The sequence below is a fragment of the Arcobacter denitrificans (SeqCode) genome (assembly GCF_048571185.1).
Classification (GTDB): domain Bacteria; phylum Campylobacterota; class Campylobacteria; order Campylobacterales; family Arcobacteraceae; genus Arcobacter; species Arcobacter denitrificans.
On record NZ_CP182350.1, the window covers coordinates 137,374 to 150,647 of the forward strand.

Sequence of the window (13,274 nt, forward strand, 5' to 3'; positions counted from 1 at the left end):
AAGATGTCTATAAATTGTATTAGAAGATTAATTGAAGATGCTGCAATCTCACATCCAAATAAAAATGCTTTAGTCCTAAATGAAAAAAGTCTTACTTACAATGACTTACTTACAAAAGTAAATCAAGTTGCTTTTTACTTAAATGAGTTAGATTTACCTAAAGGCAGCAGAGTTGGAGTTTACTCAAATAAAGGTATCGAGCAAGTAATAGCAATACTTTCTATTTTATCTACTGATTATGTACTTGTACCTCTAACAAAACTACTTAAACCAGAGCAAGTAGAATATATAATCAAAGATTGTGATATAAAATGTATCATTACTGATAAATTAAAACTTGAATCAATAGAAGAGATTAAGTTTGATGGTCATATTATCTCTTATGAAACAACACACAAAGATATAGCATCATTTGAAGAGATTTTCAAATACTATAATAAGCCATATTCATGTCAAATAAATGGTCATGACAATGCAGTTATAACTTACTCATTTGGTATTACAGGAACTCCAAAAGGTATAGTTATCTCACATAGAAATTTAATAGATAGTGCAAGAGTTGTATCTCATTACTTAAGCCTAGAAGAAGATGATGTGATATCAGGAATTTTACTATTTAATTTAGATTATGGATTAAATCAAATTTTCTGTTCTTTATATAAAAGAGCAACACTAGCACTACACAGATTTATACTTGCAAGTGACTTTTTCAATCATCTAATAAATGATAATGTAAGCGTAATACCTCTAATGCCAATAAACATCACTCAAATGTTTGATGAGGACTTACATAGACTTCCAAGTGCAGAGTTATTGAGTAATATTAGAATTATCACCTCTTCTGGTGGAAATGTTACGCCTAAGATGTTAAATGATATACAAAAATTCTTTACAGGTGCAAAATTTTTCTCAATGCATGGTTTAACAGAAGCATTTAGATCAACATATTTAGACCCATCTCAAATAAATATAAGACCTACATCAATTGGAAAATCAATTCCAGATGTTGAATTATATATTATTGATGAAGATGGAAATGAGTGTAAACCCAGAGTTGTAGGTGAACTAATTCATAGGGGTGGGTATATATACAAAGGTTTTTGGAATGCTCCTCTTGAAACATCTGAAAGATTCAAATCAATTGATATTTTAAAAAATGTAATAAATCTTGAAGGACAACTAAGAGATGAAGTTGTTGTAAAAACAGGAGATTATGTTTATAAAGATGAAGAGGGATATATCTATTTTGTATCAAGACATGATGATATGATTAAAACTAGAGGATTTAGAGTAAGTCCTTATGAAATTGAATCAGTAGTTATTAACAACATTCCACAAATAGAACAGTGTGCAGTATTTTCAATAGAAAATGAAGATATAGAAGAAGAGATTATTTTAGTATATAGTGCAAGGAGTGAATTATCTGCAAAAGAGATAACTTTTGAACTTAAAAAACATCTAGCTTCATATATGATCCCATCAAAGATTGTATATAAAAAATCCTTGCCACTAATTCCTAGTGACAAAAATAAAATCAATAAACAAGAACTTAAAAAAGAGGTCTTAGAAACTATCTAATATAGCGATTGCTATATTAGGTGCCTCATTTTTGACATAAATCAAAGCAAAAATTATATTTTTAGATTAAAATCCTAATACAATATTAAAAAAAGGAATTTTATGAAAAAAATCTTACTTCTAACAACAATCCTAGCATGTGTATCATTTGCTAGTCCATATAAAAAATGTGCAGGTTGCCATGGAGCAAATGGGGAAAAAGCTGCATTAGGAAAATCAAAAGTAATCAGTGACATGAGTAAAGCTGATATTGTATCTTCGTTAAAAGGGTATCAAGATGGAACTTATGGTGGACCAATGAAAGGTCTTATGAAAGGTCAAGTTGCTGGATTAAGTGACGCAGACATAAATGCTATAGCAGAACAAATAGGTAAATAATTAAAATAAGAAGATATTCTTCTTATTTTAATAATGTTACACTTTTCCTCATTTTAGTACTATTAAATAAATTCTTAAATAAAATAATAAACTTAAAAGTTAAAGTATTATAATATTTTAATGTTCAATTAATATTAAAGGTAAACAATGAAAAAAATTATACTACTAACTTCAATTCTTGCATGTGCTGCATTTGCAGGACCATATGATAAATGTGTTGCATGTCATGGTGCAAATGGAGAAAAAGCTGCTATGGGTAAATCTAAAGTACTAACTGATATGACTAAAGCTGAAATCGTATCTTCTTTAAAAGGTTATCAAGATGGAACTTATGGTGGACCAATGAAAGGTCTTATGAAAGGTCAAGTAACAGGATTAAGTGATGCTGATATTAATGCTATTGCAGAAAAAGTAGGAAAATAGTCTCACTTTTAAATAAAATTGATACTTTTTAAAGACTTTTCTTGTAATATATTAACAAGAAAATATTCTTAAAAGGGTATCAATTTTGAAATTAAGCTACAAATCTAAATTTTTATTTTTCCATCTATTATCTGTCTCAATTCTGATAGGTTTTATCTATACTTTTAACAACTATACCAATGAATCTAATATTCATAATATTACAAATGAAAACTATAAAACAACTTTTCAAAATAAAAATAAATATATAGCTGAATATATAAATCATTACAAAAACTCTCTAGATATACTTTCTAGAAATAAATTATTTACAGATTATATTAACAAGGTACAAGATAATGAGAATAGTACTCAACTCTTCTTGGCTGTACTAAATACCTCACCTTCAGCTTTTCAAATTAGATATATAGATTTAGAAGGTAATGAAAAAATAAAAATTAATAAAAATCTTTTTTCAAAAGATAAACTTTCAACAATAACACCTAAAAATAAGTTAGAAAATAAAACATATCGAGACTACTTTAAAAACTTTATACAATTAAAAAAGGAAGAGTTTGGAGTTTCCAAAATAGATTTAAATATTGAAAATGGAAAAGTTTCAGAACCTAAGATGGCAACAATTAGACTTGCTAAAGCTGTTTTTGATAAAAATAACAACAGAAAAGGATTTATAGTAATAAATCTCTTTTTAGATAATTTCCTTAATGAATTAAGACATAGTGAGTTATTCAATATATATTTGATTAATAATAAAGGACAATTTATTGTTGATGACTCTAAGCAACTTGCTATTTACTCAAAGAGATTTAAAACTCATTTATTAGAAGATAAAGTTGGGAAACCTGCTGCAAAACTTATTTTATCTAAAGAAGAATATAATAGTGACACAAAACATGCAAAAAAAATCGATGCTTTTAGCTTGGAAGAAAATTTAACTTTGCTATTTCAATCAAAATTTACTAAAATTGAAGAAAATATTGAAAACAAAAAATTACAACTAATTTATATTCTTATTTTTATTTCAGTTTTAGCTTTACCTCTTGTTGTACGTTTTGCGAGTACACCTGAAAGATTAGAAGAAAAAATAATTAAACAGTTTATCACAGATGATTTAACAAAGCTACCTAATTTGGAACATCTTTTAAATGATTTAAAAGAAAAAGAGTTTAAAGACTCTCTAATCGTTTTATTAAATATAACAAATGATAAAAATATACAAAACATATATGGATTTAATGTCTCAAAAGAGTTACTAAAAGAGTGTACACACTTTTTTAGAGAATTTATTAAAACAGATACTAGGTTTTTAAAAGTATATAAAATAAAACACAATGTTTTTGCCTTTAAATATCTATATAAAGATAAAAAGATATTAAATCAATCATTAAACAAACTTCAAAATTTATTGGAAAATAAAGAATTTATCATTCTTGATAAATATGAGATAAATATTGATACTGCAATTGGTGTTAGTGGAATAGACAGCCTAAATAACGATATAAATGAGTTAAAAGAGGCAGAAATAGCACTAGATGATGCATTGGAATTAAATCATGATATCTCTATTTATAATAGTTCTCATATTGAAAACCTAGAAAAACACAAATCAAATCTTGATAAAATCAAAGTAATAAAAGATGCTATATTAAACAATGATAATGTACTTATTGCCTTTCAGCCTATTTATAATAATTTTCAAGGAAAAGTTGAAAAGTATGAAGTACTTGTAAGATTAAAGTATGGAGATAAGATATTCTTTCCAGATGAGTTTTTACAAATTGCTAAAAAAATAAAAAAATATAAAGCTTTAACAAAAGTTATTATCAAAAAATCCTTTGAGTATTTTGATGATAAAGATTTTGAGTTTTCTATAAACTTAAGTATGGAAGATATTCTTGATGAAGAGATTAGAAAATATCTTTATGAAGAGATTGTTAATCATAACCTCCAAAACAAACTAGTAATTGAGCTTGTTGAAACAGAAGCTATAAATAACTATGAAGCTTTTACAAAATTTATAAAAGAGATAAAAAGACTTAATTGTAAGATTGCTATAGATGACTTTGGAAGTGGTTATTCCAATTATGATTATATAATTAAGCTTTCTGATTACATAGACTACCTTAAAATTGATGGAGCATTAATTACAGACATTGATACAAATAAAAAGACCCAGCTTCTTGTAGGTACCTTAAAATTTCTATGTGACAGTTTAAAAATAAGAACAATTGCAGAGTATGTGGAAAATAAAGAGATATTTGAATTTATCAAAGCTATGAATATAAGTTATTCACAAGGATACCATATAGGAAAACCTGAGTTTGAATTAACAGTAAATGAAAACATAGAAGAAGGGAAAAAAGACTTAAACTACTTCTAGTCTATCTCTTCCATTTATCTTTGCTTCATAAACCTTATCATCTGCCATTTTTATAAAATGCTCCATTGAGTGAGATTTATCATAAAAAGAGACACCCATAGAGACAGTTATAGATATCTCTTTTAAGGGATGAAAAATCTTTTGTGATTTTATCTCTTCTCTTAAAACATTGAGTTTTTTTATTAACTCATCTTTTTTCTCAAAACAAAGAATTATAAACTCTTCTCCTCCATACCTATAGGCTTCGCCATTTAGATTATAAACATGTGACTGTATTTTAGTTGCCAAAAACTTTAAAACCTTATCTCCCATATCATGTCCAAAGTTATCATTGATTCCTTTAAATCTATCCGCATCAATAAAGACTGCACAAAGCATACTTGAATGTTTTTGCTTTGTAAAAATTTCTAAATCCTCTTCCATCTTTCTTCTGTTGTATAAAGATGTCAAGGGATCTTTATTCATCATATCTTTTAAAAGTTCTTTCTCTTTTAAAAGCTCTTCAATTAGATTATCTTTAAAATTTTCTGTACTGTTAATATTCTTTTGCTCTAAGATTTTTCCTAATTTAAATTCAAACTTATTTAGCTTTGCATTGTAATCTAACTCTCTACACTCTATTTTTATAGATGGTTTTTCTTCCCCTAAACCATTAGTTAAAATAAGACTATCAACTTTTTTTATGTCATACCTTATTTTATCCTCTACAATTTTTATATCTAAAAGTTCACTTCTCCAGTATTTATTGATTTCTTTTGATAAAACTCTTTGTTTCATATTCAAGATATCTTCAAAAATCTCTTTTCCAATAGAAATTGTAATTGTCACTTAGGGTTAACCTTTAAAACAGTTTTTAACATCATATAGTATAACAATTTACAAAGACCTAAACATCAATTTAAAATGCATTATGTTAGAATCATTAAATTTAAGATTTTATAGGATTTTTATGAAAAAAGTATATTTTTTAGTAACTGTTTTTTGTAGTACCTTTTTATTATTTGGCTGTGTATCAAAACAGTTAGACACAGAAGTAAATGATTTAAAAATCTATAAACAAGATGCAAAAGAGTATACCTCTTCCTTACCAACTTTTGACAAAGATATACAAGAAAAATTAAATAAAGAGTTTGATAAAAGATATTTTAAACCTTGGCACAAAAAAAATTTTAAAGCAAGTATAAAAGATGTAACTTGGCAATTTAACTATAAAAATAAAAAAGTTTATGGAGATAATAATAGACTACTTACAAAAGAGTGGTTTGATGAGCAAATAAATAACTCTAATTTTGAAAAGTACAATACTTTTTTAAGAAAAGCAATAACAGTCAAAAATACAAATTTAAGAGTATTCCCTACAAATAGCAAGATTTTCTACAATCCATCTATTGCAGGAGAAGGCTTCCCCTTTGATTATAATCAAAACTCTGGCATCAAAATCAACTCCCCTATTTTGATATCCCACTTCTCTAAAGATAGAGCTTGGGCATATGTACTCTCGTCCTTTGCAAAAGGTTGGATAGATGTAAATGACTTAGCTTATGTTGATGATAAAATCATAAACTTTTTTGAAAATCAAAACTATTATGTTGCTATAAAAGATAACTTTCCAATATATAAAAAAGGTATATTTTTAGAATATATAAAAGTAGGAACTCTATTTCCTGTAAAAAATAATAAAGCAATTACAGTAGGAAGATATGCAAACAACCATGGATATATAAGAGTTGTAGAAATTCCAAATCTTTATATATCAAAAAAACCTATAGAATTTAACAATGCTAATGTCTCTAATATAATAAATGAGTTACTAAAAGAGCCTTATGGATGGGGAGAAGCTTTAAGTCATAGGGATTGTTCCGCACTGACAAAAGATTACTTTGCACCATTTGGCATAAATCTAAAAAGAAACTCTTACGGGCAAACTTTAGATTATAGATATCTTGATATAAGTAGTTTTACAAATAAAAAGAAAAAAGAGTTTATTTTAAAAAATGGTATTCCTTTTTTGACCCTAGCCTATATGAAAGGACATATTATGATTTATATTGGTCAAAAAAACAATGAACCACTATTTTTTCATAATGTTTGGGGTGTAAAAACAAAAGACTTTTTTGGAAATGATGGTAGAAAAATTGTAGGTAAAGCAGTAATTACAACACTAAATATGGGTGAAGATATAAGTGGATTTGATGAAAAAAGAAGTTTAGCTTCTAGATTACTTGGAATTATAAACGTTACTCAAAAAAAAAAGTAACAGTCTATAGTTTTCTTAGATATATAAGCCTATATAACATAGGTACATAATATAGATTTAAAACAGTTGCCCACAATATTCCAAAACCTAAAGATACAGCCATAGGCTGTAAAATAAGAGCTTGCCCTGAGGCAAAAAACATTAAAGTAAATAAACCTAAAATAGTTGTAACTGAAGTCAGCAATATAGGTCTTAGTCTTAAAAGTGCAAAACCTACAAGTTCATCTAAAGATTTTGCTTTTTTAATAAAGTCCATCATAATAATTCCATCATTTACAATAACTCCTGCAAGACCAACTATACCTATTAAACTTGGCATTGTAATATTTAATCCTAAGACAAAGTGACCTACAAAAACACCTAAAACAGATAAAGGAATTGTAGATAAAATAATCAAAGACTTAACCAAAGAATCAAACATCCAAACTAAGGCAATAAATATTAGTACCACAGCTATTAGTGCTGCTTCTCCCATCTCCTTTTGAACTTTTTCATTCTCTTGTTGCTCACCTTTTATATCAATTGTTACTTTTTGTCTATATTTTTCTATTGTTGTATTTAAAGTCTCAAAAACTTCAGCTGATGTAATTCCTCCACCAATTGAGCCAGTTATTGAGACTATTCTTTCACCATTTTCTTTAAATATTTGAGAATAGGCATTTTTTCGTACAATATCAACTACATCTTTTAGTAAAACCTTTTCATTTGTATTTGGAACTATTAGTTCAAAATTATCCAAACTACTCAATAAGTCTTTATTTTTACTTTGGAAAACAATATCTACAATTCCTGTATTATCAAACATCTTTGAATATGAACCTTTAAAATAAAAAGGTCTTATAGAAGAGACTATATAGTTTTCTGTAAACCCTAAATTCTCTCCATAAGAGTTTATTTTAAACTTTAATTCAATATTGCCCAGAATAGAGTCATCTGCTACATTTGATACCCCTTTTATATCTTTAAGTGCTTTTTTTATATTATCAACAGCATCTTTTACATTAGCATTACTTCCACTAATTGATAACTCTAAATCATTTTTAACTATCCCAGCTTTTGGAACAAAAACTTTTAACTCTTCAAACTCACCTGAGTTTATAAATGGTTTGATAAGTTCTCTAAGTTCATTTTCTATCTTTTGGGCAGGCTTAGTTCTTATCATATTTGTATCATCATATTTTGGTGACAAATATGGGTTTATATATTTATCAAAAAGATTTTGAGGTTCTTTTTCATGAAGATTAACAAAAATTTGAAAATAAAACTCCTCATTTTGAGGCTGATTTTTACCATCTAGTTTTAGTCCAATAACTGAAGATATAGAATCAACATCTTTTTCAAAATTATACTCTTTTAAAACCTTTTGTTCTATTTTTGAAACTAATTGTTCTGTTTGTTCTATTTTTTTACCAACACCAACAGAACCATTTATATATACCTGCGTAGTATCAAACTCTGGTAAAAATTGAAACCTTGAGCCCATTGCAATAAAAACTGTTAAAAGAATAATAGAAGATACCATTGCAAATAAAGATATGTATCTTTTCTCTAGTAAAAAAGACAAAATCTTTTTATAAAATCTCTTATTCCAATCCCAAATTTTATCTGCTTTCTTTTTTTTATCATGAACATTAAAAAGCTGTTTTGAATGTAAAGGCAAAAAGAAGAAAGCTTCAACCAAAGATGAAATAAGTAAGATAGTAATCATAATAGGAAGAACTTTCATAAACTTCCCTACTTCACCAGTCATAAGTAAAATAGGTAAAAAAGCAAATATTGTTGTGGCAGTTGCCGTTAAAACAGCAGGATAGACTTCAACTGCTCCATCTATAGCTGCTGTTAATTTGTCTTTACCCATTTCCATATGTCTATATATATTTTCACCTACAACAATAGCTTCATCAACAAGCATTCCAAGTGCAATCAGGGCACCCAATAAGGAAAGCATATTTAAGCTATATCCCATAGCCTCTGCACTTATAAGTCCTATCATAAATGAAGTGGGAATCCCTATTGCAATCACAGCTGCAATTCTTACATTAATAAAGAAAAATAGTGCTATAAAAAGTAAACAAAGTCCAAAAAGTATATTTGATACAACTGTATTTAATCTATTTTTTATCCAAACAGAAGTATCTGTATGGCTTGCAAAGTTTAAATCAGGGTATTTTAACTCATACTCTTTTAACATAGTTTTTATATTTTTAACTAAGGCAATAGCATCACCCGTTTCACTCTTATTTACACCAATAGAGACATCTTTATTGCCATTAAAATGTGAGATACTATTTACATCGGCTAATTTATAAGTAATATTGGCAATATCTTTTAAGTAAATTTTTTGATTAGAGAGCTTTAAAATTGTATTTTTGATATTTTCAATCTCTTTTTCACCATTAAAAGTACTTAAATAATAGTGTCTTGTACTATCTTTTATAATACCTGCTGGAAAGATTGAACTTAAGCTTTCAACTGTGCTAATTACTTCTTGTAAGTTAAGCCCATAGGCTAAGATTTTTCTTTCATTAAATTTTATAAGTAACTCTTTATCACTATCTCCCCAAATTGAGATATTACTTAAATCTCCCATTTTAGAAAGTGATGCTTTTAGTTCATTTGCTACTTCAAGTAGCTGTGCTTTTGGTTTATCATCTCCATAAACTACAACTGTGATAAGTGGTATTGCATGAACAAGCTCTTTTACTGTTGGTTCATCCATATCAGATGGAAAATTTGTTTTTGCCTTTGTAATTATATCTTTAACATCATCAATAATATCTTCTGATTTAAAACCTTTTTTTAACTTTATATTTATAGAAAAATATCCATTTTTGATTACAGAAGTAATATCAGAGGCTTCATCTAAAGAAGTTAATTCATCTTCTAAGTCTTCAACTGCCATTTTATCTAGTAAATCAGAACTAGCTCCAACATAAGAGCCATTTATAACAACCGAATCCAAAACAGCAGGAGGAAATATCTCTTTTGGGATTTTGTTATATGCAAAAACTGCTAAAATTAACAAAAAAAGTAAAAGAAGATGATTCAAAATTGGTTTTCTAAGACCAAACTCTATTATATATTTAATCATTTGTTTTCCAAGCTATTTATTAAAAGAGAATCTATAATTTGGTTTTTAAATTTCATATCTTCAAGTTGTTGTTGTAAAAACCTATTCTCTTCTTTTAGTGAAATATAGTTGGCGTATAATTTATTGATATCCTTACTAATATAATAAATATTATTAGCCAAATATATTTTTGGAAAAAAGAGTATTAATGATATAGCAAGTGTTGATAAAACAATAATAAGTGAATTTTTTGCATTTAATTTAATCAAATTTAAAAACCCTCAATTTTGAACTTCTACTTCTTGGATTTATTTTTATCTCTTCATTTGTTGGAATTATAGGCTTTTTCGTTATAATTTTTCCTAAAGCATTGTCATTACCACAAGTACATCTCATAACATCACTTGGACAAATACAGTTTTTACTCCATTTTTTAAAGTAATTTTTTACAATCCTATCTTCTAGGGAATGAAAAGAGATAATTGCTATGAGACAATTTGAAAGTCTATTTTCTTCAATTGAATCAAAAAGTCTTTCTAAAACGCCAAGTTCATCATTTACTTCTATTCTAATACCTTGAAAAGGTAAAGTTGCAGGATGAAGTTTTCCTTTGTGCATATTTTTAGATATAAAAGAAGACAACTCTTTTGCACTTGTAAATGGTCTATTATTTACGATTATTGAAGCAACTTTTTTATACTCTTTTACTTCTCCACACTCTTTAAAAACTCTCTCGAGCTCATTTTGAGAATAATTATTTACAACAAAAGAAGCATCTAATGTTTGTTCTTGATTCATTCTCATATCTAAAGATTCACTATCAAATCCAAAACCTCTATCTTCTTTGTCTAACTGTAAAGATGAAACTCCAATATCTGCTAAAATCCCTCGAATATCATACTCTTTAAAACTCTTTAAGACTGTTTCAAAGTTTCCTTTATTGAAAATAACCCTATTTAAAAAAGGCTCTAATCTCTTCTTTGAAAACTCTAAAGCTTCACTATCTTGGTCATTACATATTAATTTTATATTTGAATTTTGTTTTAAAAGTCCTTCTGAATGACCTGCATAACCTAAAGTACAATCTAGTATATATCCATTATTGACACTTTCAAAAACTTCTAGTGTCTCTTTGTACAATACAGGTATATGTGGGATATTCATTAAAAGGGTCCTTATAGTTTTTTATATATAATATCCAAAACAATATTTAAGGTATTTAAAATGATTGATAAAAATCACATAGAGCAACTAAGTAAGCTATCTTTGACACTATTTAGAAAAAACTTTTTTGGTATCTACCATGGAGCAATATCTTCAAAACTTGACCACAATAGTTTTATGATAAACACCTCTGATGCAATATTTGATGAAATGGGTGAAAAATCTTTTAGTGAATTAAGTATGACAAATAGAGATTATAGATGGAAGATTGCAAGTATAGAGGCTCATATTCATGCAACTATATATAATAATATACATGAAGCCAAATATATTGCCTTTGGAGTTCCAATATATACAACAGCTTATACCTTTGATCATGATGAAATTGTTTTTGATGATTATTTTGGTAAAACAACCTTTGGTACAATAAAAGTAATTGATCCTGGGAAATTTTCTACTTGGTATGATAGGAATGCATTAGAGATTACAAAATACCTAAAAGAGACGAATACTCATGTCATGGTAATAAAAGGAATTGGTGTATATGTATATGATCGAGATATAAATGAGCTTGTAAAAAAAGTAGCTATTATCGAAAATAGTTGTAGACTATTAAGTATAAAATCAAGTTTTAGAGACTAAAAAATCATTTTTTTACAAATAAACCTCTATTTATGGGAAAAAAGCTAATACTTTTAGCTATTTTAAAGTTTAAATAGTATAAAGTTTTGGTAACTTTAAATCTTAAACAAGGAGTTCTTCAATGAACAAAGCTGAATTTATCGACGCAGTAGCTGCAAAAGCAGGATTATCTAAAAAAGACGCAAAATGTGCAGTTGATTCTGTATTAGAAACTATTACTGAGACTTTAGTAAAAAAAGAGACTGTTAGTTTCATTGGGTTTGGTACATTTTCTACAGCTGCTAGAGCTGCAAGAACTGCAAAAGTTCCAGGTACAGATAAAACTGTTAACGTTCCAGCTACTACTGTAGCTAAATTTAAAGTTGGTAAAGCTTTAAAAGAAGCTGTTGCTGCAAAATAATTTTATAAATTATTACTTTTAATTAAAAAAAGGTAGGCTAGTTTAGCCTACCTTTTTTTATTAGAAGTTTATTCTTGTCTCGACTCTTACGTAGTTTTCTTTATAAGTTGTAAATTTTCTATACTCTTTTCCATTGTAAGTAAAATAGTTATCATATCCTTTTAAGACATTTTTTCTAACTACTTTTTTATTATAATTATTACATATATTCTTTCTTTTAGTTTCATAATAGTATTCATTTGTATTATCCTGAACTCTTTCATAATTTCTCATACTATTTGCAACTGTTGCTCCTAAAAGACCACCTATAACTTTAGCAGCTACTTTTCCATTAGCACGTCCTATTTGATTACCAATAATTACACCAGTAGTTGCACCTATAATAGTATCTACTCCAAGTGTATTTTCACTTTTATAAGAAGATGTTCTATTTCTTGGTGTTCTTACTTCATACTCTTCATAGCAATTACTATTATGTCTATGTGGAATAAGCTCCTCTATTGTTTCATATACAGGCTTTGAATAATCTACTTTTACTAATTCTGAAAACCTATCACCTTGAGCAAAAAGTGAAGTTGAAAATATAATTAATCCTAAAAATAATAGTTTAATTGGCTTTTTCATAGCTGCCTCCTTTTTAAGTAATAGCTTTATTAAGCTACTACTATTTAAATGTTGCTATATAAGTTGCCAAAGCATCAATTTTATTATTATCTAGCCTTGAAACTTGACCTTTCATAACACCTTTCATTGCACCACCATATGACCCATCTTTATAACCTTTTAAAGATGCTGCTACTTTTTCTTTATCCCATCCTTTGATTATCTGAGATTTTCCAAGGGCTGCTTTTTCCCCATTTTGTCCATGACATGAAGCACAAGCTTTATAAAGAGTTTCTCCTTCACTTGCCATAAGTGATGTTAAACCTAAGATTGAACTTACTACTAAGATTTTTGTTAAAGTTTGCATTTTAACTCCTTT

13 protein-coding genes are annotated in these 13,274 nt (G+C 27.4%); 7 read left to right on the forward strand and 6 right to left on the reverse strand.

The window, feature by feature from the left end:
- Positions 1-3: 3 nt before the first annotated feature.
- The 4 genes from ACNI28_RS00750 to ACNI28_RS00765 all read left to right on the forward strand — a co-directional run bounded on the left by ACNI28_RS00750 (position 4) and on the right by ACNI28_RS00765 (position 4,759).
- Positions 4-1,578, forward strand: a complete 1,575-nt coding sequence (locus ACNI28_RS00750; RefSeq protein WP_419764930.1) for an AMP-binding protein — start codon at positions 4-6, stop codon at positions 1,576-1,578.
- Between the two features lie 102 nt (positions 1,579-1,680).
- Entirely contained in the window at positions 1,681-1,956 is a 276-nt protein-coding gene (locus ACNI28_RS00755; protein WP_419764931.1) for a c-type cytochrome, read from the forward strand.
- Positions 1,957-2,103: 147 nt separating this feature from the next.
- Positions 2,104-2,379: a c-type cytochrome gene (locus ACNI28_RS00760; RefSeq protein WP_419764932.1), complete on the forward strand. Its 276-nt coding sequence runs from the start codon at positions 2,104-2,106 to the stop codon at positions 2,377-2,379.
- A gap of 85 nt (positions 2,380-2,464) precedes the next feature.
- Positions 2,465-4,759: an EAL domain-containing protein gene (locus ACNI28_RS00765; RefSeq protein ID WP_419764933.1), complete on the forward strand. Its 2,295-nt coding sequence runs from the start codon at positions 2,465-2,467 to the stop codon at positions 4,757-4,759.
- Here ACNI28_RS00765 and ACNI28_RS00770 read toward each other — a convergent pair.
- The gene (locus tag ACNI28_RS00770; protein WP_419764934.1) at positions 4,745-5,587 is read right to left on the reverse strand and encodes a GGDEF domain-containing protein; all 843 of its coding nucleotides are present in this window, start codon (positions 5,585-5,587) and stop codon (positions 4,745-4,747) included. The two genes, ACNI28_RS00765 and ACNI28_RS00770, sit on opposite strands and share 15 nt — an antisense overlap.
- Positions 5,588-5,708: 121 nt before the next feature.
- Here ACNI28_RS00770 and ACNI28_RS00775 point away from each other — a divergent pair, with 121 nt between their 5' ends.
- Positions 5,709-7,016 carry an SH3 domain-containing C40 family peptidase gene (locus ACNI28_RS00775; protein ID WP_419764935.1) on the forward strand — a complete coding sequence of 436 codons (1,308 nt, stop codon included), beginning with the start codon at positions 5,709-5,711 and terminating at the stop codon, positions 7,014-7,016.
- Positions 7,017-7,020: 4 nt separating this feature from the next.
- Here ACNI28_RS00775 and ACNI28_RS00780 read toward each other — a convergent pair whose 3' ends face one another.
- From ACNI28_RS00780 to rsmH, 3 genes are read right to left on the reverse strand one after another with little or no spacing between them, the layout of a single operon-like run.
- Positions 7,021-10,107 (reverse strand): efflux RND transporter permease subunit, encoded by a 3,087-nt coding sequence (locus ACNI28_RS00780; RefSeq protein WP_419764936.1) that lies wholly within the window; start codon positions 10,105-10,107, stop codon positions 7,021-7,023.
- Positions 10,104-10,355 (reverse strand): hypothetical protein, encoded by a 252-nt coding sequence (locus tag ACNI28_RS00785; RefSeq protein ID WP_419764937.1) that lies wholly within the window; start codon positions 10,353-10,355, stop codon positions 10,104-10,106. Before ACNI28_RS00785 ends, ACNI28_RS00780 begins: the two co-directional genes overlap by 4 nt.
- On the reverse strand, positions 10,348-11,250 hold the full coding sequence (gene rsmH, locus ACNI28_RS00790) for a 16S rRNA (cytosine(1402)-N(4))-methyltransferase RsmH (protein ID WP_419764938.1): 903 nt from the start codon (positions 11,248-11,250) through the stop codon (positions 10,348-10,350). The genes ACNI28_RS00785 and rsmH overlap by 8 nt, the downstream gene beginning before the upstream one ends.
- A gap of 60 nt (positions 11,251-11,310) precedes the next feature.
- Between rsmH and ACNI28_RS00795 the strand changes: the two genes are divergently transcribed.
- Positions 11,311-11,892, forward strand: a complete 582-nt coding sequence (locus ACNI28_RS00795) for a class II aldolase and adducin N-terminal domain-containing protein (protein WP_419764939.1) — start codon at positions 11,311-11,313, stop codon at positions 11,890-11,892.
- 121 nt (positions 11,893-12,013) lie between these two features.
- Entirely contained in the window at positions 12,014-12,292 is a 279-nt protein-coding gene (locus ACNI28_RS00800) for an HU family DNA-binding protein (protein ID WP_298751113.1), read from the forward strand.
- 60 nt (positions 12,293-12,352) lie between these two features.
- Here the strand turns inward: ACNI28_RS00800 and ACNI28_RS00805 are convergent, their stop codons facing one another.
- Both ACNI28_RS00805 and ACNI28_RS00810 read right to left on the reverse strand, forming a co-directional pair.
- Entirely contained in the window at positions 12,353-12,916 is a 564-nt protein-coding gene (locus tag ACNI28_RS00805) for a glycine zipper 2TM domain-containing protein (protein ID WP_419764940.1), read from the reverse strand.
- A 40-nt stretch (positions 12,917-12,956) separates the two neighbouring features.
- Positions 12,957-13,262, reverse strand: a complete 306-nt coding sequence (locus tag ACNI28_RS00810) for a c-type cytochrome (RefSeq protein WP_419764941.1) — start codon at positions 13,260-13,262, stop codon at positions 12,957-12,959.
- Positions 13,263-13,274 lie beyond the last annotated feature (12 nt).